17 protein-coding genes are annotated in these 18,935 nt (G+C 65.1%); 8 read left to right on the top strand and 9 right to left on the bottom strand.

The genetic code is table 11. The features are described from left to right. The first annotated feature begins 18 nt into the window (after window positions 1–18). Window positions 19–1,386, top strand: coding sequence for a DEAD/DEAH box helicase (locus C8N34_RS11105; RefSeq protein WP_108128914.1), 1,368 nt, complete (start codon window positions 19–21; stop codon window positions 1,384–1,386). A 58-nt stretch (window positions 1,387–1,444) separates the two neighbouring features. Here the strand turns inward: C8N34_RS11105 and C8N34_RS11110 are convergent, their stop codons facing one another. Then, the gene (locus C8N34_RS11110; RefSeq protein WP_054301493.1) at window positions 1,445–1,900 is read right to left on the bottom strand and encodes a hypothetical protein; all 456 of its coding nucleotides are present in this window, start codon (window positions 1,898–1,900) and stop codon (window positions 1,445–1,447) included. A 488-nt stretch (window positions 1,901–2,388) separates the two neighbouring features. Between C8N34_RS11110 and C8N34_RS11115 the strand changes: the two genes are divergently transcribed. Then, entirely contained in the window at window positions 2,389–2,976 is a 588-nt protein-coding gene (locus C8N34_RS11115) for a thymidine kinase (protein ID WP_108128915.1), read from the top strand. On the opposite strand, the gene C8N34_RS11120 is transcribed toward C8N34_RS11115, so the two are convergent. Next, the gene (locus tag C8N34_RS11120; protein ID WP_242013778.1) at window positions 2,973–3,911 is read right to left on the bottom strand and encodes a DMT family transporter; all 939 of its coding nucleotides are present in this window, start codon (window positions 3,909–3,911) and stop codon (window positions 2,973–2,975) included. The two genes, C8N34_RS11115 and C8N34_RS11120, sit on opposite strands and share 4 nt — an antisense overlap. 100 nt (window positions 3,912–4,011) lie before the next feature. Here C8N34_RS11120 and C8N34_RS11125 point away from each other — a divergent pair, with 100 nt between their 5' ends. From C8N34_RS11125 to C8N34_RS11135, 4 genes are all read left to right on the top strand, one after another. After that, window positions 4,012–5,661 (top strand): AMP-binding protein, encoded by a 1,650-nt coding sequence (locus C8N34_RS11125; RefSeq protein ID WP_108128917.1) that lies wholly within the window; start codon window positions 4,012–4,014, stop codon window positions 5,659–5,661. Next, entirely contained in the window at window positions 5,658–5,942 is a 285-nt protein-coding gene (locus C8N34_RS26865; RefSeq protein ID WP_242013779.1) for a hypothetical protein, read from the top strand. The genes C8N34_RS11125 and C8N34_RS26865 overlap by 4 nt, the downstream gene beginning before the upstream one ends. Beyond that, window positions 5,858–6,151: a GNAT family N-acetyltransferase gene (locus tag C8N34_RS26870; RefSeq protein WP_242013782.1), complete on the top strand. Its 294-nt coding sequence runs from the start codon at window positions 5,858–5,860 to the stop codon at window positions 6,149–6,151. The genes C8N34_RS26865 and C8N34_RS26870 overlap by 85 nt, the downstream gene beginning before the upstream one ends. A 67-nt stretch (window positions 6,152–6,218) precedes the next feature. Next, window positions 6,219–7,244 (top strand): hypothetical protein, encoded by a 1,026-nt coding sequence (locus C8N34_RS11135; RefSeq protein WP_108128918.1) that lies wholly within the window; start codon window positions 6,219–6,221, stop codon window positions 7,242–7,244. A gap of 93 nt (window positions 7,245–7,337) precedes the next feature. On the opposite strand, the gene C8N34_RS11140 is transcribed toward C8N34_RS11135, so the two are convergent. The 6 genes from C8N34_RS11140 to C8N34_RS11165 all read right to left on the bottom strand — a co-directional run bounded on the left by C8N34_RS11140 (window position 7,338) and on the right by C8N34_RS11165 (window position 13,233). Then, a complete protein-coding gene (locus C8N34_RS11140; protein WP_158640677.1) occupies window positions 7,338–8,642 on the bottom strand; it encodes an SPOR domain-containing protein in 1,305 nt (434 codons plus the stop codon). Window positions 8,643–8,707: 65 nt separating this feature from the next. Further along, window positions 8,708–9,340 carry a uracil phosphoribosyltransferase gene (upp, locus tag C8N34_RS11145; RefSeq protein WP_054302383.1) on the bottom strand — a complete coding sequence of 211 codons (633 nt, stop codon included), beginning with the start codon at window positions 9,338–9,340 and terminating at the stop codon, window positions 8,708–8,710. After that, window positions 9,337–10,326 carry an adenosine deaminase gene (locus C8N34_RS11150; protein ID WP_108128920.1) on the bottom strand — a complete coding sequence of 330 codons (990 nt, stop codon included), beginning with the start codon at window positions 10,324–10,326 and terminating at the stop codon, window positions 9,337–9,339. Before C8N34_RS11150 ends, upp begins: the two co-directional genes overlap by 4 nt. Next, entirely contained in the window at window positions 10,323–11,519 is a 1,197-nt protein-coding gene (locus C8N34_RS11155) for a phosphopentomutase (RefSeq protein ID WP_108128921.1), read from the bottom strand. Before C8N34_RS11155 ends, C8N34_RS11150 begins: the two co-directional genes overlap by 4 nt. Beyond that, window positions 11,516–12,829: a thymidine phosphorylase gene (locus C8N34_RS11160; protein ID WP_108128922.1), complete on the bottom strand. Its 1,314-nt coding sequence runs from the start codon at window positions 12,827–12,829 to the stop codon at window positions 11,516–11,518. The genes C8N34_RS11155 and C8N34_RS11160 overlap by 4 nt, the downstream gene beginning before the upstream one ends. Beyond that, window positions 12,826–13,233: a cytidine deaminase gene (locus C8N34_RS11165; protein ID WP_108129026.1), complete on the bottom strand. Its 408-nt coding sequence runs from the start codon at window positions 13,231–13,233 to the stop codon at window positions 12,826–12,828. Before C8N34_RS11165 ends, C8N34_RS11160 begins: the two co-directional genes overlap by 4 nt. Window positions 13,234–13,479: 246 nt before the next feature. Between C8N34_RS11165 and C8N34_RS11170 the strand changes: the two genes are divergently transcribed. After that, complete coding sequence (locus tag C8N34_RS11170) at window positions 13,480–15,759, top strand: NADP-dependent malic enzyme (protein WP_108128923.1); 2,280 nt, start codon at window positions 13,480–13,482, stop codon at window positions 15,757–15,759. A gap of 257 nt (window positions 15,760–16,016) precedes the next feature. Then, window positions 16,017–17,909 carry a propionate-CoA ligase PrpE gene (gene prpE / locus C8N34_RS11175; RefSeq protein ID WP_108128924.1) on the top strand — a complete coding sequence of 631 codons (1,893 nt, stop codon included), beginning with the start codon at window positions 16,017–16,019 and terminating at the stop codon, window positions 17,907–17,909. 91 nt (window positions 17,910–18,000) lie between these two features. On the opposite strand, the gene C8N34_RS11180 is transcribed toward prpE, so the two are convergent. Then, window positions 18,001–18,756: an NAD kinase gene (locus C8N34_RS11180; RefSeq protein WP_108128925.1), complete on the bottom strand. Its 756-nt coding sequence runs from the start codon at window positions 18,754–18,756 to the stop codon at window positions 18,001–18,003. Between the last annotated feature and the right edge of the window lie 179 nt (window positions 18,757–18,935).

The following is an 18,935-nucleotide window of genomic DNA, read 5'->3' on the forward strand; positions in this document are numbered from 1 at the left end:
CGACTATTGGAACGACTTATGACGACTTTCGCTGATCTCGGCCTTTCGCCGAAGCTCCTCAAGGCGCTGGAAGGCACCAGCTTCACCACGCCGACGCCGATTCAGGCGCAGGCCATTCCGCAGGTGATGAAGGGGCGCGACCTGATGGGTCTGGCGCAGACCGGCACCGGCAAGACCGCCGCTTTCGGCCTGCCGCTGCTGCACCGCCTGCTTGACATCACCCACCCACCGGGGCCGCGCAATGTGCGCGCGCTGATCCTGGCCCCCACGCGCGAACTTGTGCAGCAGATCTATGACCACATCTTCGCCTTCACCAAGGGCACGCCGGTCAAGCTGACCATGGTGGTCGGCGGCGCCTCGATCAACAAGCAGTCCGAACGGCTGGCCAAGGGCACCGATGTGCTGATCGCCACCCCCGGCCGGCTGATCGACCTCTTGGAGCGCGGCGACGTGCGGCTGGACAGCTGCGGCTATCTGGTGCTGGACGAGGCCGATCACATGCTGGACATGGGTTTCATCCATTCGCTGCGCCAGATCGCCAAATTCCTGCCGCTGCGCCGCCAGACCCTGCTGTTCAGCGCCACCATGCCGAAGGACATCGAGGAAATCGCCGATACCTATCTGCGCGATCCGGTCCGCGTGCAGGTCTCGCCCCCCGGCAAACCGGCGGAAAAGATTGTGCAGGGCGTGCATTTCACCCCGCAGGGTGACAAGGCAAAGCTCTTGGAAAGCTATCTGCAAAAGCATCCGGGAGAGGCAGCCATCGTCTTTGCCCGCACCAAGCATGGTGCCGACAAGCTGGCGAAGCTGCTGGTGACCTGGGGCTTCAATGCGGTAGCGATCCACGGCAACCGCAGCCAGAACCAGCGCGAGCGCGCGCTGGCCGATTTCCGCGAGGGCACGATGGATGTGCTGGTCGCCACCGATGTGGCGGCGCGCGGCATCGACATCCCCACCGTGCGGCACGTCTATAACTACGACATGCCGAACGTGCCGGAAAACTATGTTCACCGCATCGGCCGCACTGCGCGGGCGGGTGCCGGTGGCAGCTCGGTCAGCTTCTGCGCGCCGGCCGAAATGGACGAACTGAAACAGGTCGAGACGCTGCTGAAAAAGACCGTGCCTGTCATCGGCGGCGCGCCCTGGGCGATGGATGCGGTGAAAGAAGCCAATGCACTGAAGGTCGCGCGGGCGCAGCAGAACCAGCAGCGGCGCGGCGGCGGCGGGCGTCCGCAAGGGCAGAAACAGGGCCAGAAACCGCAGGGGCAGAAACCTTCGGGCGGCAAACCGGCGGCCAAGCCCGGCGGGGCCCGTCCGCAGGGGCAGAAACCGGCCCGCAAGGCGGCGGGCGGCTCTGCCCCGCCCCGTCGGCCCGCACGCGGCTGACAGATGCAAAAGGCCGGGCATGCAGCCCGGCCTTTTCTTATTTCGTGCGGCCAAGGGCTCAGTGTCCGGCTTCTTCCTCAAGATTGAGCTTCATTTCCAGCAACACCTGCTGGATTGCCAGTGTTTCGCGCAGCAGGCGCTTGGCCTCGTTCACCGAAATACGACCGTCGGCGATGGCCGTGTTGTATTCCGCCATCAGCATCCCGAACCTTTGCGCCAGCGCCACCACATCCGAATTGATGCCGCCCGACTGCGCATTGCGGCGTTCCGCGTCATAGCTGAAGGTGATGCCGCGCAGTTCCGCCAGCGCCGAGGTCACATGCGGGTAGCGCGCCGCCGCCTCCAACTGGGCCACGACGTCAATGGGCATGAAACGGTCGCTGTGTTCGTCCTGTTCGGAATAGTAGCGCCCGATGGTGGCCTTGGACTTGCCGGTGAGGTCGCAGGCCGCTTCGATTCCCACGTCCTTCACCAAGGCTTCGGTGTGTTTTTTCAGATAGGACTCGATAGACATGAAACCCGCTAATCCTTCCACATCCCCCATTTGGGGGAAATCACTGTTTCTTTTCCCATTAATCGGACGGCAGGGGTTTGTCATTCATAATCCAGTTCCGGCGAGCCCGGAACCTTGATGAGTGAGCTTCCGGCGTCCCCAGCGCCGGAGCGGGTGGGGGTCCGCCGTGCCAAGGTCTCACGGGGAAACCGGCCGGGAAACCGGAAGGTTGTGCGGCGGACCCGTCAGTTCCGAGTGTTGTCGCCCTTCCCTCGTGGGCGCGACGTAACGAGTATGGCGGTCCGCCGCATGTGCCTTCTGTTCGTCCGGGTGGGCGCTGGCCACGTCAAATCCACCTCCCGGCGTGCCCCCACCCCCTCTGTTTCTGGGGAGGTCTTGTTGTCCGGTGCGGGTGCCGTCACGGCACCCGGGTACGAGTATCAACAGTGACCCTGTATCAGTGCGACGGCCCCGCTTGTGACAGGCGGGGCTTTTCGCTATCGGGCGGCATGGCCAAGCTTTACTTCCACTACTCGACGATGAACGCGGGCAAATCCACCGCGCTTCTGCAAGCCTCTCACAACTACCGAGAAGGGGGCATGCAGACTTATCTGCTGACCGCGCGGCTCGACGACCGCGCCGGAACCGGCCGCATCGCCAGCCGTATCGGCATTGGCGAAAGCGCCGACATGTTTGGCGCCGCTGATGACATGTGTGCTCTGATCGCGACCCGGCTGGGGCGCGGCCCGGTGGCCTGTGTCTTCATCGACGAAGCACAGTTCCTGACCAAGGCCCAGGTCTGGCAACTGGCGCAGGCGGTGGACGATCTGGGCGTGCCGGTGATGTGCTACGGCCTACGGGTGGATTTTCAGGGCAACCTGTTCCCCGGATCGGCAGCACTTCTGGCCTGGGCCGATGAAATGCGCGAGGTGCGCACGATTTGCCATTGCGGCAAGAAGGCCACCATGGTGGTGCGCCGTGCCCCGGATGGCAGCGCGCTGCGCGATGGCGACCAGGTGCAGATCGGCGGTAACGAGACCTATCAGAGCCTGTGCCGCCGTCACTGGCGCGCCGCCATGGGGGATACCGACGCCTAGCGCCGCGCCCGCAGGGCAATCATCACCCCCGCGGCCGCGATCAGTGCCATACCCGCCAGCGCCAGCAGGCTTTGCGTCTCGCCCCAGATCAGCCAGCTCCACCCCGCCGAGGCGGGCAGGATCACATATTCAAAGACCGATACGCGGCTCGCTTCGGCCAGTTGATAGGCCTTGATCATCATGCCCACCCCCAGCAGCGAACCTGCGGCCTGAACCAGCGTCCAGAACAGGAAATCCGCCGAAGGCCAGACCGGGCCGCGCAGCACGAAGCCCGCGGTGCCCTCGGGCACCTCCACCGGCACCAGTGCCAGAACTGCCATGCCGATCAGGCCGAAAATCCCCAGCGCGGCAAAGAAGCCACCCAGCAGAGTTTCCGCCGTTTCCCCGTCGCACCACTCCCGCGTGGCGATATTGCCCAGCGCGTAAAGCGCGCCAGCCAGCACCGGAAGGAAAGCGGCCACGCTGGCGCCACGCATCGCCTCCGGGCCCAGCACCATGACCACCCCGGCAAAGCCCACGGCCACCGCCAGCACCCGCACCGGACCGATGGGGTGGCCATAGATGAAGCGCGAGATCAGCAGGACGAAGATAGGTGCGGTGAATAATCCTGCCGCTACCTGTGCCACAGACAGGAAAGCCAGTGCGCCGAAATAGATTACCATGCCACTGCCATGAATGGCCGACCTCGCCACCACCGCCCGCAGGTTGCGGGGCCGCAGCCGCAACCGCAGCGGCACCATCAGCGCCAGCAGGATCGCCCAGGCCATGACCGAGCGCGTCGCATGAAACTGCCACAGCCCGCCATCCGCCGCGATCAGGCGCACGAAATTATCGGTGAAGCCGATCAGCATGGCATAGACCAGCACCATCCCGGCGGCAGCCAGGGTGCGGTCCGGGCTGCGGTCGGTTGCCGCAGCCATGTTAGCGGTAGTCATCGCGCAATTCCTTTCTTCCCCTCTTTTCAATGCCCTGAACCCGCCGCAAACTGCGCGCCGGAAAACGACATGTTCCGCCAGTTCAGGAGGAGAGCGCGCTATGGGTTGGCTGGTTGACGAGACCGGACTGGAAAAGAATGCCGCGAACCATGTGGCGCTGACGCCGCTGTCGCATCTGAAGCGCGCCGCCGACGTGCATGCCGGACGCACCGCTCTGGTCTGGAAATCGACGCGGCGCAGCTATGCCGAATATCTCGACCGCACGACCCGCCTCGCCTCTGCCCTGGCCCGTCGGGGAGTGGCACCGGGCGATGTGGTGGCGACGCTGCTGCCGAACATCCCGCAGCAGGCCGAGGCGCATTTTGGCGTGCCCGCCTGCGGCGCGATCATCAATACGATCAACACCCGGCTGGATGCCGATACGGTGGGCTATATCTTCGGCCATGCCGGCGCGAAAATCGTACTGGTCGATACCGCGCTGCTGCCGCTGGCCGAGGCCGCTATCAAGAAGATGGAGGGCTCCGCGCCGCAGATCATCGAAGTCTGCGACCGCGAGGCGGGTTTCACCCCCGGCGGGCATTATCTGGAATACGAGGATCTGCTGGCCGAAGGCGACCCGGAGTTCGACTGGGTTTTGCCCGAGGATGAATGGGAAAGCCTTGCCATCAACTATACCTCCGGCACCACGGGACGGCCGAAGGGTGTGGTCTATCATCATCGCGGCGCTTACCTCGCGACCATGGCCAATGTCATCGCCTGGCGGATGCAGCTTTTTCCCAAGGTGCTGACCATCGTGCCGCTGTTTCATTGCAACGCATGGGTGCAGCCCTGGCTGGTGCCGATGATGGGCGGCACGCTGGTCTGTTGCCGCGACGTGACCGCGAAAGCGATCTATGACGCCATTGCCGATGAAGGCGTCACCCATTTCGGCGGCGCCCCCATCGTGCTGAACACCATCATCAACGCGAAAGACGCAGACCGCCGCGCCTTTGATCATGTGGTCGAGGTCTTCACCGCTGGCGCCCCGCCGCCTGCAGCCACACTTGCCGCCATCGAACCGCTGGGTTTCAATGTCACGCAGGTTTACGGGCTGACCGAAACCTATGGCCCCGCCACCGAATGCCTGTGGCAACCGGAATGGGACGACAAGACGGGCGAAGACCGCGCTGCCTTCAAGGCCCGCACCGGCGTGCCGATGGCCATGCTGGAGGCCGCCGAGGTGCATGATACCCACGGTGTGCCGGTGCCGCGCGACTCGGCCCATCTGGGCGAGATCGCCATGCGTGGCAACATGGTGATGAAGGGCTATTACAAGAACCCGCAGGCCACGGCCGAGGCGTTCAAGGGCGGGTGGTTCCGCTCGGGCGACATCGCGCTTCAGCATCCCGACGGCTATATCAAGATCACCGACCGCGCGAAGGACATCATCATCTCGGGCGGCGAGAATGTCAGCTCGGTCGAGGTCGAGGGCGCGCTGATGCACCACCCGGCGGTCAGCCTGTGTGCTGTGGTCGCCAAGCCGGATGCGAAATGGGGCGAGGTGCCCTGCGCCTTTGTCGAGCTGAAATCCGGCGCCGAAGCGACAGAGGAAGAGCTGATCAAGTTCTGCCGCGCACGTCTGGCAGGTTTCGCCACCCCCAAGGCGGTGGTGTTCTGCGAGTTGCCGAAAACCTCGACCGGCAAGATCCAGAAGTTCGAACTGCGCGCCGTGGCCAAGCTGATGGCACAGCAACAGGGCGTAACGGTGTGACGCCACGCCCCGAAGGTGCGGACGAGGCGGCGGTGATCGGCCGGTTGATCACCGATGCCTTCGCCACCGCCGCCCATTCCGATGGCAATGAGGCCGAAATCGTGGCCGCATTGCGGGCTTCGGGTGATCTGCTGCTGTCGCTGGTCTGCGAGGATGGCCATGGCCTGACCGGCCATATCGCAGCCTCGCCGTCACCATCGGCGGCACGCCGGGCTGGGCCTGTATCGCGCCAGTCTCCGTCGCACCGCGTTGCCAGCGGCAGGGTGTCGGCCATGCTTTGATGCAGGGCGCGCTGGCAACCTTGCAGGCGCAGGGGCATGGTGGCGTCGTGATCCTTGGCGATCCGGCCTATTACGGGCGCTTTGGCCTTGTGGCTGACGCGGCCCGTCACATTCCGGGCGTGCCTGCGGAATATGTGCTGTCGCGGCCCTTCAGCAGCCCGGCCCCGACCGGCGAAATCCGCTTTGCCCCGGCCTTCGGACCCGTCTGAACCGAGGCGGTTGTGACCACGGGACAATCCCGATAAGCTGGGCTGAATAGCGGCAAGAAGGCCATCAATGCGCACGACGGCGCTGAAGCAGTATCAGAAGCTTGAAAGCCCGGGGCTATGGCGTGAAGCGCCGGAAATGCAACGGCGCGAGGTGATCGTGGCCTTCGGTGAGGCCTCGCTGACGCTGTCCGATCCGCGCACCGAAGCCGCCCTGTCGCACTGGTCACTGCCCGCAGTGGAGCGGCTGAACCCCGGCGAGGTCCCCGCCCTGTTCGCCCCCGGTCAGGACGCGCTGGAAACGCTTGAACTGGACGACCCGACCATGATCGCCGCACTGGAGAAGGTGCGGCACACCCTTGCCACCGCCCGCCCCCGGCCGGGACGGCTGCGGGGGTCGCTTCTGCTGGCAGGGACTGCGCTGGTCTTGCTGGCGGGGGCGGTTTTCGTGCCCGGAGCGATGATCGACCACACCGCCGCCATGGTGCCGCCGACGATGCGGAAATCCATTGGCCGCACCGCTCTGGCGGATCTGTCCCAGGTCGCCGGGGCGCCCTGTTCCGATGTGTCGGGCCTGTCGGCGCTGGAAAAGCTGTCGGCGCGCCTGTTCGGGGAAAACCCGCCGCAGCTTGTCGTGCTGCGGGACGGCACCGCCCTGTCGCTGCATTTGCCGGGCCGGATCATCGCATTGCACCGCTCGCTGATCGAAAACCAGAACAGCCCGGATGTGGCCGCAGGCTTCGCGCTGGCCGAGGCTGAGCGTATCAGCGAAACCGATCCCATGCTGCCCCTGCTGGAATATGCCGGGGTGCGGGCAACCTTTGGCCTACTGACCACGGGCCGCCTCGCACCCGGATCGGTGCAGGGCTACGGGCGGCTGGTCCTGACCGAGCCGCCCTCGGAAGTGGATACCGAGCATTTGCTTACTCGCTTTGCCGAGGCGGGCGTGGCCAGCACCCCCTATGCCCGCGCAGTGGACCCCAGCGGTGAGAGCGTGCTTCGGCTGATCGAGGCCGATCCTTTCGCGCAGGAGGCAGCCCCTCCTCTGCTGAAGGATGGCGACTGGATCAGCCTTCAGGCGATCTGCGCCGAATAGCCCCGGACAGCGAATAGCCGCGGACAGAAAGACGCCCCCGACCGGAACGGCGGGGGCGCAGGGTTATTCTGCCCGTTTTTTGCCTGCTCAGAATTACCGGATGAACGCGTCGCCGAAGCCCGCGCGACGAACCGCCCCGAGGGCGGCCTGCGCCGAGGCCGCATCCCCGAAGGGCCCGGCCAGAACGATCTGAAGCGGTTTGCCGCTCTTGTTGATGCGCGAGGTGCCGACCGGCAGGCCCGCTGCCCGCAGACGCGCCTTGGCACCCTCGGCATTGGCAGGCTCGCCAAAGGTGCCGATCTGCACGAACATCCGCCCCGCGCGCGCCTGAACCGGCGCCTTGGCCGTGCCCATGCTGGAAACCTGAACCTTACGGACAGGTTGCACCTTGTTCTTGGACGAAACGACGACAAGGCGACGGGTCTGGCGCGGCGCCTGATCGGCAACCAGTTCAGCCGGCACATCGCGGGTCCAGATCTGATCCTGCGCCGCCTGACCGGACGCCGTCCCGACACCACGATAGGGATTCAGACGGTCATCCTTCCACGCGGATTTATAGCCCTTCGGAACCGGAAACTCATCCGTGACCTCTGCCGAGCGCAGGATCACCGTGGCGCGGTCGGAGCTGCCGATGTCATTCACGCTCAGCGTGCCGCGGCTGACAACCGTCCCCGCCGGCTCGGTCAGCCCCGCACCCAGACGCGGCCCGTTCCCCAGCGCAACTTTGGAATAGATCGGCGCATGAGCGCCATTCAGTGTCCCGTCCCCACGGGTACACAGCACGGCCGTGCCGCCATTGGACAGCGCGTAAAGCTTCGGCACCGGGGCCGAGGCATAGCAGGCAATCTTGCGGCCACCCGGCGCGGCGGCGAGGCTTGGCACGGTCGTTGGCGCAGCTGCGGCGCGCGCGACTGGCGCCTGCGCCACCATGACCGAGGCCGGGGGCGTCGGATGTGCCATCACCACAGGCGCGGGCACACCACGCATCAGCGCCGGATCGACCGGACGTGCCGCAGTGGTGCGGATGCGCGGCGGCGTTGTCACCGTCGCGACCGTCGCCATGGGCGCCCCCACGGCGCGAGGCGTCGGAGCGGCGGCCACACGCGGCGCGGGCTCCTCCGCCGGTGCGACCGGAACAGGCTTGCCAAGGGTGGCCAGAGTCGGCGGATACCCACAGAGCGCCCGGCGGTCCCGGCTGACGCGCGGCACCCAGCTGGTGACACCGTTCAGGCCCGCCCGCAGGAACACGCAGCCCCGGCTGTCGACATACATTTGCCCCTTGAAACCCGGAGGAGGCAGCTCGCGCGGCTCGCCGATCTGAGACACTGTTTGCGCCTGGGCGACAGTTGTACCGGACAACACGGCAAGAACCGCAGCGGCAACAAACCTGCGAAGCATGAAGACCCCCTCATCGAGTAAGCGAATCATGCAACAGGATTGTTCTCGGGTAAAGGGGTAATGGCTTATTTTGTGCCGAACATACGGTCGCCCGCATCCCCTAGGCCAGGGACAATATATCCATGGTCGTTGAGGTGGCTGTCCAACGAGGCCGTGACGATCGGCACATCGGGATGCGCCTCTTTCATGCGCTGCACGCCTTCCGGCGCCGCCAGAAGGCAGAGGAAGCGGATGTTCTTCGCCCCCGATTGTTTCAGCAGGTCAATGGCCGCCACGCTGGAATTGCCTGTCGCCAGCATCGGATCGACCACGATGCAGATGCGTTCGTCCAGCCTGTCCGGCACCTTGCAGTAATACTGCACGGGTTGCAGCGTTTCCGGGTCACGATACAATCCGACAAAGCCCACGCGCGCTGCCGGGATCAGCTCCAGAATGCCGTCCAGCAGCCCGTTGCCCGCCCGCAGAATGGAAATCAGCGCCAGTTTCTTGCCATCCAGCGTCGGCGCATCCATTGGCTGCAACGGCGTCTCGATGCGGGTGGTGGTCATGTCCAGTTCGCGCGTCACCTCATAGGCCAGCAGCAGGCTGATCTCTTTCAGCAGGCGGCGAAACCCGGCAGTCGATGTATCCTTGTTGCGCATGATGGTCAGCTTGTGCTGCACCAGCGGGTGATTCACGACGGTCAGATGTTCGGTCATGCGCGGGGCTCCAGTCTCTTGGCAAGTTTCTCTTTGGTGTCGCGGTCGCAGAAGGCAGCGTCAAGCGCGGTGCGGTTGAGCGTGTCGAACACGCCCTGATCCCAGTCGAAAGCATCGGCCAGCCGGTCCCATTCGCGGGTCATCGTGGTGTGGAAGAAGGGCGGATCGTCGGTGGAGACCGTGACCTTCACACCCCGGTCGTAAAGCTGCCCGATGGGATGTTTGCGCCAGTCAGGATAAAGCCCCAATGCGATGTTGGAGCCTGGGCAAACCTCCAGCACCGTGCCGCGTTCTGCGAGTTCGTCGACCAGCGCCAGATCCTCGATTGCACGGACACCATGGCCGATGCGGCTTGGCGCCAGCGCCGCCAGCGTGTCACGGATATGCTGTGGCCCGCGCCATTCCCCCGCATGCGCCGTCAGACCCAGCCCGGCCTCGCGGGCACAGTCGAAGGCCCAGGCGAAATCTTTGGGCTCACAGACCGCCTCATCCCCCGCGATGCCAAAGCCGGTGACAAACCGCCCGGCGGTTTCGGCGGCACAGATCGCCACATCACGCGATTCTTCCGGCCCGAAATGACGGATCGGCGTGATGATGGCGCGCAGCGTGATGCCCATTTTCGCTTCGGCCTCCGCCGCCGCATCCTCGATGGCGGCCAGATAGTCGCGCCAGGCCGCCACATCCCGACCACCGCAGAAATCGGGGCTGAGGAAGGTTTCGCTGTAAATCACGCCATGTGCGGCGCTTTCCTCCAGCACAGCCAGCGCAAGGCGGCGATAGTCCTCGGGGCTGCGCAGGACCGAGGTCGCAGCCTCGTAAACCCGCAGGAAGTGCCGGAAGTCGCGCCAAGCATAACCGCCGCCTTCGTTGAAAATGCCCGAGATATCTTCGTGCTTTTCCGCCGCCAGCCCCCTTATGAAAGCGGGCGGGGCCGCACCTTCCAGATGCAGGTGCAGTTCGATCTTGGACTGGTCTTTCAGGGTCACAGGAAGCTCCGCCCCGGCCCTTGCGCCGGGATGTTCAGATGGGTGGCAAGGCTTGCGGCCACATCGGCAAAAGCGCACAGGCCGAAGCTGCCCGCGTCGCTTCCGGCAATCAGCACCGGCACGCGTTCGCGGGTGTGTTCAGTGCCGCGCCAGGTGGGATCATTGCCGTGGTCAGCCGTGAACAGCGCCAGGTCCCCGGGCCGGAGACGCGCCAGAAATTCCCCTGCGCGTGTGTCGAACCATTCCAGCGCACGGGCATAACCCGAGACGTCACGGCGGTGGCCATAAAGGCTGTCGAACTCAACAAAGTTCGCAAAGGTCAAGCTTCCCGGCTCGGCTTCCGTCGCAAGCCGGTCCAGATGATCGAAAAGTGCAGCGTCATCCTTGCCTTTGTGCAGTTTGCCAATTCCGCGATGCGAGAAGATGTCGCCGATCTTGCCGATGGCATGGGTCGGGCGCCCTGCCTCCTGCACCCAGTCCAGCAGCGTAGGTGCAGGCGGTGCGATGGCAAAGTCCCGGCGATTGGCGGTGCGGCTGAAGCTGCCGGGCTGACCGACGAAGGGCCGTGCAATCACGCGCCCCACACGCCGGGCATGCAGCACAGGTGCCAGCCCCTCGCACAGCGCGATCAGCCGGTCGAGGCCAAAGCTTTCCTCATGCGCGGCAATCTGGAACACGCTGTCCGCCGAGGTATAGCAGATGGGCCAGCCGCTGCGCATATGCTCCGGCCCCAGCCGGTCAATGATCTCGGTGCCCGAGGCGTGACAATTGCCAAGGATGCCCGCTGTCCCGGCCAGACAGCAGACCTCGGCCACGATCTCGGGCGGGAAGGCAGGGGCGGTATCGGGGAAATAGCTCCAGTCCCAAGGCACCGGCACCCCTGCCAGTTCCCAATGGCCCGAGGGCGTGTCCTTGCCGCGTGACACTTCGGTCGCGGCCCCCCAAAGGCCGGTCGGCACCGCCCCCAATCCGGGCACCCGCGCGCCCGACGCCAGATGCAGTGCCGCACCGAGCCCGAGCGCATCCAGCACGGGCATCCGCAACAGGCCACTCCGCCCCTGTTCGGCCTGCCCCGCGGCACAGGCTTCGGCGATATGGGCCATGGTATTCGCCCCTTCATCGCCAAAGGTCGCAGCATCCGGCGCACCGCCGATGCCCACGCTGTCCATCACGATCAGAAAGGCCCGGTTCATACGGCGATCCTTTTCAAGACAAGGGGCGGCAGTTCCGGCCGCCCGGGCGTGATGCGACAGGCGGCCAGCACCGCCGCAGCCGCCGCCTCCGCCGCCGTTTCGGATTGCGCATGCACCACCGCCAGCGGCAGCCCCCGAAAGATCTCGGTCCCGATTTCGGGGAGCCCGGCGAGACCAACGGCCGGGTTCACCCGGTCGCCATCGCGCAAGCGGCCGCCACCCAGATGCACGACCGCCTCACCCAGCCGGAAACCATCCACCGCAGCCAGAAACCCTGCTTCCGGCGCCGGAACCGGGCGCATGACGGGTGCCGAGGACAGCCGGTCGGGCCAGCGATCCACAAAATCGGCAGGCCCGCCCTGCGCGGCGACCATCCGGCCGAAACATTCGGCAGCAGCCCCGCTTTCCAGCGCCTCGGTCACCAGTCCCTCGCCCTCCGCCGCATCGGTGGCAAGGCCCGCCAGCGCCAGCACCTCGCCGCCCAGGGCCGCAGTCAGCGCACCAAGCCGCGTGCGCAGCGCACCGCCGGTCATCACCTCCATCACCTCGATCACCTCCAGCGCATTGCCCGCTGAAGGCGCCAGCGGCTGCGTCATGTCGGTAATCAGGGCCGAGGTCTTGCACCCCGCCCCATTCGCCGTGCTGACCAGCGCCTGAGCCAGAGCCTCCGCCTCGGTTTCGGTCTTCATGAAGGCGCCGGAACCAGCTTTCACATCCAGAACCAGCGCCTGCAGCCCCGCCGCAAGCTTCTTGGACAGGATCGAGGCGGTGATGAGGTCGATGCTTTCCACCGTCGATGTCACATCACGGATCGCGTAAAGCCGCCGATCCGCCGGCGCGATATCGGCGCTGGCCGCCACGATGGCGCAGCGCACCTGGCCAAGTTGCCGCCGCAGTGCCGCTTCATCCAGCCCGGTACGGAACCCCGGGATCGATTCCAGCTTGTCCAGCGTACCGCCGGTATGGCCCAGCCCGCGACCCGAGATCATGGGCACACAGGCCCCACAGGCCGCCAGCGCGGGCGCCAGCAGAAGCGAGACGCAATCACCGATGCCGCCGGTCGAATGTTTGTCGATCACCGGCCCCGGCAGATCCCAGCGCAGCACCTTGCCGCTGTCACGCATGGCCTCTGTCAGCGCCACGCGGCCCGTCTCGCCCAGCCCGCGCAGAACCACCGCCATGGCAAAGGCCCCGGCCTGCGCATCCGTCACCTCGCCCGAGGCAAGGCCGCGCGCGAACCAGCGCAGGTCTTCGCGCCCCGGATGCCCGCCGTCGCGCAACGTGGCGATGATCGCGCGGGCGTCGGTCATGTGCGGTCCATATGCGCGGCGCTGAACCGGCCAGGCAGTAGTTCGGCCACGCTGGTCCGCATCTGCGCGCCTTGGGTGGTGCAGAGCGTGACGGGCGCATCGCCTGCCGCAAACTCGGCCAGTTTCTGACGGCAGCCTCCGCAGGGCGGCACCGGGTCGGGGCTGTCGGCGATGACCAGCGCCTCGGTGAACCGGGTTTCTCCCGCCGCGACCATGGCGGCAATGGCGCCCGCCTCGGCACAGGTGCCCTCGGGGTAGGCTACGTTTTCCACATTGCAGCCGGAATAGACCACGCCCGAGGCCCCCCGCAGCGCCGCCCCCACCCTGAAGCGCGAATAGGGCGCATAGGCATTCTCGCGCACCGCCGTCGCGGCATGCAGCAGGGCAGGATCGGGGGTGGACATGGGTGCCTCGCGAATTTGACCAACAGGTCGGATTGTGCGGCAGCCCCGCGTCCGGCGCAAGCCGCCGCCCCTGCCCCGCCCGGCGCGACTTGCGGTTTTCCGCGATTGCGGCGAGGCAAGCTTGTCGGCACAGTGAAGGCGGAACAGATGCGGCATCCGGCGCATAGGCGCCATGCAGCGCGCAAAGCCGCTTTTTATTGAGTGGAGAATCTGGTTTAACCCTAAACCAGATTTCGGGAGGACGGAATGGACGAGACCCGCCAGGACAGCGCGCGTCAGGCCGCGCTGGATTATCACGAATACCCCAAACCGGGAAAGCTGGAGATCCGGGCAACCAAGCCGCTGGCCAACGGTCGCGACCTGTCGCGCGCCTATTCGCCTGGCGTGGCCGAGGCCTGCCTTGAGATCAAGGCAGATCCATCCACTGCAAGCCGTTATACAACAAGAGGAAATCTGGTTGCCGTGGTGACGAACGGCACCGCTGTACTTGGCCTTGGCAATATCGGTGCGCTGGCCTCCAAGCCAGTGATGGAGGGCAAGGCCGTCCTGTTCAAGAAGTTCGCAAACATAGATTGTTTTGACATTGAACTAAATGAACCCGACCCGGTGAAGCTGGCCGATATCGTCTGCGCGCTGGAGCCGACCTTCGGCGCGATCAACCTTGAGGACATCAAGGCGCCCGACTGTTTCGTGGTCGAAAAGCTGTGCCGCGAACGGATGAACATTCCGGTTTTCCATGATGATCAGCACGGAACCGCCATCGTGGTGGGCGCCGCGGCGACCAATGCGCTGCATGTGGCGGGCAAAAGGTTCGAGAATATCAAGATCGTCAGCACCGGCGGCGGGGCAGCTGGCATCGCCTGCCTGAACATGCTGCTGAAGCTGGGTGTGAAGCGCGAAAACGTCTGGCTTTGCGACATTCACGGTCTGGTCCATGAGGGCCGCGAGATTGACATGAACCCCCAGAAGGCTGCCTATGCCCAGGCCAGCGACAAGCGAACGCTGGACGAGGTGATCGACGGTGCCGACATGTTCCTCGGCCTCTCCGGCCCCGGCGTGCTGAAACCTGAAATGGTGGCGCGGATGGCGGAGAACCCGATCATCTTCGCGCTGGCCAACCCGACGCCGGAAATTCTGCCGGACGAGGTGCGCGCCGTCGCCCCCGGCGCGATCATCGCCACCGGCCGCAGCGACTTTCCCAATCAGGTCAATAACGTGCTGTGCTTCCCCTTCATCTTCAGGGGCGCGCTGGACGTGGGGGCGACGCAGATCAACGATGCAATGCAACTGGCCTGCATCGACGGAATCGCAGCCCTGGCCCGTGCCACCACCAGCGCCGAAGCCGCCGCCGCCTATCGCGGCGAAAAACTCAGCTTCGGGCCGGATTATCTGATCCCGAAACCCTTCGACCCCCGGCTGATCGGCGTCGTCGCCAGCGCGGTGGCGAAGGCCGCGATGGAGTCGGGCGTCGCCACCCGCCCCATCGTCGACCTCGCCGCCTATCGCGAGCGGCTGAACGGCTCGGTCTTCAAATCCGCGCTGATCATGCGCCCGGTGTTCGAGGCCGCGCGCAATGCCGAACGCCGCATCATCTTTGCCGAGGGCGAGGATGAGCGCGTGCTGCGGGCGACCAACGCGATGCTGGAGGAAATGACCGACAAGCCGATCCTCATCGGCCGCCCCGAGGTCATGGCCCGGCGCTGCGAACGCGCGGGCCTGCCGATCCGCCCGGACCGGGATTTCGAGGTCATCAACCCCGAAAGTGACGCCCGTTACCGCGATTACTGGGGCAGCTATCACGAGCTGATGGCCCGGCGCGGCGTTACACCCGATCTGGCCCGCGCCATCCTGCGCACCAATACCACCGCCATCGGCGCCATCGCGGTGCATCGTGGCGATGCTGACAGCCTGATCTGCGGCACCTTCGGACAATATCTCTGGCATCTGAACTACATTTCGCAGGTTCTGGGCCGGGGCAGCCTGTCGGCGCATGGCGCGCTCAGCCTGATGATCCTTGAGGACGGGCCGTTGTTCATCGCCGATACCCAGGTGAGCCCGATCCCCACGCCGGAACAGATCGCCCTCACCACGCTGGGCGCCGTCCGCCATGCCAAACGTTTCGGCGTAACACCCAAGGTCGCGCTCTGCTCGCATTCCAATTTCGGCAACCTCGACAGCGATTCCGGCCGCCGGATGCGCGAGGCGCTGGCGCTCCTGGATGCGGAGAGCCGCAGTTTCGTCTATGAAGGCGAAATGAGCATCGACGCCGCGCTGGACGCCGACCTGCGCGCCCGCATCTTCCCCGGCTGCCGGCTGGAGGGTGCCGCCAATATCCTGATCTTCGCTTATTCCGATGCGGCCAACGCGGCCCGCAACATGCTGCGGATGAAGGCGGGCGGGCTGGAAGTCGGGCCTATCCTGATGGGCATGGGCAACAAGGCGCATATCGTGACCCCCTCAATTACGCCGCGCGGGCTTTTGAACATCTCGGCCCTCGCCGGAACACCCGTGGCGCATTACGGCTAAGACATTCGGCGGCCGGAAATCCGGCCGCCGACTCACTTTCAGGCAGCAGGCAAACTGCAAATCCTGAAAAATTTGCAAACTCCCCGGCTATTCCAACAAAATTTGGCATAACGTGCGACTTTGCATAAATTTGCCGTCCGCAAACAGCATAATTCTGCAAATTTTCTGCCCCTGCGCCCCGACGTGATCGGTAACACCGTTGCGGCAATACCCGGTCGTCGCGTAACAATCCGTCAAACCGGAGGAGGGTGCATACCATGGCATACAGGGAAATCTACCAAAGCTGGAAGGCAGACCCGGAAGGCTTCTGGATGAAGGCCGCCGGGGCGATCGACTGGGTGAAACCGCCGTCGCGCGCCCTGAATGCCGACCGCGCCCCCCTCTACGAATGGTTCACCGATGCGCAGGTCAACACCTGCTGGAATGCGGTGGACCGCCACGTCCTCGCCGGTCGCGGCAACCAGCTGGCCATCATCCATGACAGCCCCGTCACCCACCTGCGCAAGGGTATCACCTACAAGGAGCTGCAAACCCGCGTCGCCAGCCTCGCTGGCGCCCTGCGCGCCAAGGGCGTGGAAAAGGGCGACCGTGTCATCATTTACATGCCGATGATCCCCGAGGCGCTGGAGGCGATGCTGGCCTGTGCCCGTCTCGGCGCCATCCATTCGGTCGTGTTCGGCGGGTTTGCCGCCAATGAGCTTGCCGTGCGGATCGACGATTGCAAGCCCAGGGCGATCATCGCGGCAAGCTGCGGGATCGAGCCGAACCGCATCGTGCATTACAAGCCGTTGCTCGACGGCGCCATCGAACTGGCCACGCACAAGCCGGATTTCTGCGTGATCTTCCAGCGCGAGCAAGAGGTCGCCAAACTGGTCGAAGGCCGCGATGTCGCCTGGCACACCTTCCAGTTCGGCGTCGAACCCGCCGAATGCGTGCCGGTCGAGGGCGATCACCCGGCCTATATCCTTTACACCTCCGGCACGACCGGCCAGCCCAAGGGTGTGGTGCGCCCCACCGCAGGCCATCTAGTCGCGCTGAACTGGACGATGCGCGCCGTCTATGACGTGGGCGTGGGCGACGTGTTCTGGGCCGCCTCGGATGTGGGCTGGGTCGTGGGGCACAGCTATATCTGTTACGGCCCGCTGATCGCCGGTTGCACCACCATCGTGTTCGAGGGCAAGCCCGTGGGCACCCCCGACGCGGGCACCTTCTGGCGCGTCATCAGCGAAAACAAGGTGAAAAGCTTCTTCACCGCCCCCACCGCGCTCCGCGCGATCCGCCGCGATGACCCCGAAGGAGAATTCATCGGCGAATATAACCTCAAGCACCTCAAGGCCCTCTACCTTGCCGGTGAACGCGCCGACCCCGACACGATCCAATGGGCGCAAAAGCACCTCGGCGTGCCGGTGATCGACCACTGGTGGCAAACCGAAACCGGCTGGGCCATCGCCGCCAACCCGCTGGGGATCGAGGAACTTCCCGTCAAGCTTGGCTCGCCCTCGGTGCCGATGCCGGGCTATGACGTGCAGGTACTGGACGAGGGCGGCCACCCGGTCTCCGCAGGCACGCTCGGCGCCATCGCGGTGAAATTGCCGCTGCCCCCCGGCACCCTGCCGACGCTGTGGAACGCTGAAGACCGCTTCAAGAAAAGCTATCTCAGCCATTTCCCCGGCTATTATGAAACCGGCGATGCGGGCTATATCGACGAGGACGGCTATCTCTACATCATGGCGCGCACCGATGACGTGATCAACGTCGCGGGCCACCGCCTCTCGACCGGCGCCATGGAAGAGGTGCTCGCCTCGCATCCGGATGTCGCCGAATGCGCGGTGATCGGGGTCAGCGACACGTTGAAAGGCCAGTCGCCGCTCGGCTTCCTCTGCCTCAAGAAAGGCGCCAACACCCCGCATGACGAGGTGGTGAAAGGCTGCATCAAACTGATGCGCGACCGTATCGGCCCGGTGGCCGATTTCAAACGCGCCGTCGTGGTGGATCGCCTGCCCAAGACCCGCTCGGGCAAGATCCTGCGCGGCACCATGGTCAAGATCGCGGATAATGAAGATTACAAGATGCCCGCGACCATCGACGACCCGGCCATCCTGGACGAGATCAGGCTCGCCCTGCAAAGCCTCGGCCTCGCCAAAGGCTGACCCATAGCCGCGTCCCTGCCACGGGGCGCGTCATCTGCCTTTTGCTTCTTGCAAAAATACTCATGCAACGGCGGCCAGAAGTGCCGCCGTTTCACATGAACTGCTCATGCGTCAGCCGCTCTTCCAGCCCGTGCCCCGGATCGAACAGCAGCCGGTGACAGACGCTCGGCTCTGACCGGATCTCCACACTCAGCACATCGCGGAACGACCGGCTGTCGGCATCGGCCATGACCGGCCGCTTCGCCGCCTCCAGCACGTCGAACCGCACCACGGCCGTCTTCGGCAGCAACGCCCCGCGCCAGCGGCGGGGCCGGAAGGCTGCCATCGCGGTCAGCGCCAGAACATCGGCGCCGATCGGCAGGATCGGTCCATGTGCCGAGTAATTATAGGCGGTCGATCCCGCGGGTGTGCAGACCAACGCCCCGTCGCAGACCAGTTCGGCCATCCGCTCGCGCCCATCCACGCTGATCCTCAGCTTGGCGGCCTGCGGCCCCGCGCGCAGCAGGCTCACCTCATTGATCGCCAGCGCATGATGCTCCCGCCCCGAGGCGGTGACGGCATGCATGGCCAGCGGATTGATCACCGTCTCTTCCGCCGCGTGCAAACGCTCTTCCAGCGCCTCTTCGGAATAAGAATTCATCAGAAAGCCGATGGTGCCGCAATTCATGCCATAGACCGGCAGGCCAAGGCTCTGCGTCTCGTGCAGGGTCTGCAACATGAAGCCGTCGCCCCCCAATGCCACGATGACATCTGCCGACCGGATCGGCGCATCGTCATAGCGGTCGCTCAGCGCTGTATAGGCGGACAGCGCCGAAGCGCTTGTGCTGGCCCGGAAATTGATCCGCATGGCATCCTTCCTCGATCCCTGCCGTCAGTCTTGCGGGGCGGCGGGAGCAAACTCAAGTCTCTGCGGCGCAGCGCGACGGAAAAGTTTCCGATAGGCGACATTCTGTTCGTTTGAATTCGGGTCCATGTCGGTTTCTACCCTTCCCTGTCGCTTGGGGCATGGTCTAAATGACCGCGAAT

It is taken from the genome of Gemmobacter caeni, from assembly GCF_003054195.1.
GTDB lineage: Bacteria > Pseudomonadota > Alphaproteobacteria > Rhodobacterales > Rhodobacteraceae > Gemmobacter > Gemmobacter caeni.

Excerpts from the sequence above, each read along its gene's own strand:
- C8N34_RS11180 (WP_108128925.1), bottom strand. The coding sequence starts at position 18,756 with ATGCGGATCAATTTCCGGGCCAGCACAAGCGCTTCGGCGCTGTCCGCC.
- C8N34_RS11125 (WP_108128917.1), top strand. The coding sequence starts at position 4,012 with ATGGGTTGGCTGGTTGACGAGACCGGACTGGAAAAGAATGCCGCGAAC.
- C8N34_RS11110 (WP_054301493.1), bottom strand. The coding sequence starts at position 1,900 with ATGTCTATCGAGTCCTATCTGAAAAAACACACCGAAGCCTTGGTGAAG.
- C8N34_RS11165 (WP_108129026.1), bottom strand. The coding sequence starts at position 13,233 with ATGTCCACCCCCGATCCTGCCCTGCTGCATGCCGCGACGGCGGTGCGC.
- C8N34_RS11105 (WP_108128914.1), top strand. The coding sequence starts at position 19 with ATGACGACTTTCGCTGATCTCGGCCTTTCGCCGAAGCTCCTCAAGGCG.
- C8N34_RS11140 (WP_158640677.1), bottom strand. The coding sequence starts at position 8,642 with ATGCTTCGCAGGTTTGTTGCCGCTGCGGTTCTTGCCGTGTTGTCCGGT.
- C8N34_RS11120 (WP_242013778.1), bottom strand. The coding sequence starts at position 3,911 with ATGACTACCGCTAACATGGCTGCGGCAACCGACCGCAGCCCGGACCGC.
- C8N34_RS11155 (WP_108128921.1), bottom strand. The coding sequence starts at position 11,519 with ATGAACCGGGCCTTTCTGATCGTGATGGACAGCGTGGGCATCGGCGGT.
- upp (WP_054302383.1), bottom strand. The coding sequence starts at position 9,340 with ATGACCGAACATCTGACCGTCGTGAATCACCCGCTGGTGCAGCACAAG.
- C8N34_RS11115 (WP_108128915.1), top strand. The coding sequence starts at position 2,389 with ATGGCCAAGCTTTACTTCCACTACTCGACGATGAACGCGGGCAAATCC.
- C8N34_RS11170 (WP_108128923.1), top strand. The coding sequence starts at position 13,480 with ATGGACGAGACCCGCCAGGACAGCGCGCGTCAGGCCGCGCTGGATTAT.
- prpE (WP_108128924.1), top strand. The coding sequence starts at position 16,017 with ATGGCATACAGGGAAATCTACCAAAGCTGGAAGGCAGACCCGGAAGGC.
- C8N34_RS11135 (WP_108128918.1), top strand. The coding sequence starts at position 6,219 with ATGCGCACGACGGCGCTGAAGCAGTATCAGAAGCTTGAAAGCCCGGGG.
- C8N34_RS11160 (WP_108128922.1), bottom strand. The coding sequence starts at position 12,829 with ATGACCGACGCCCGCGCGATCATCGCCACGTTGCGCGACGGCGGGCAT.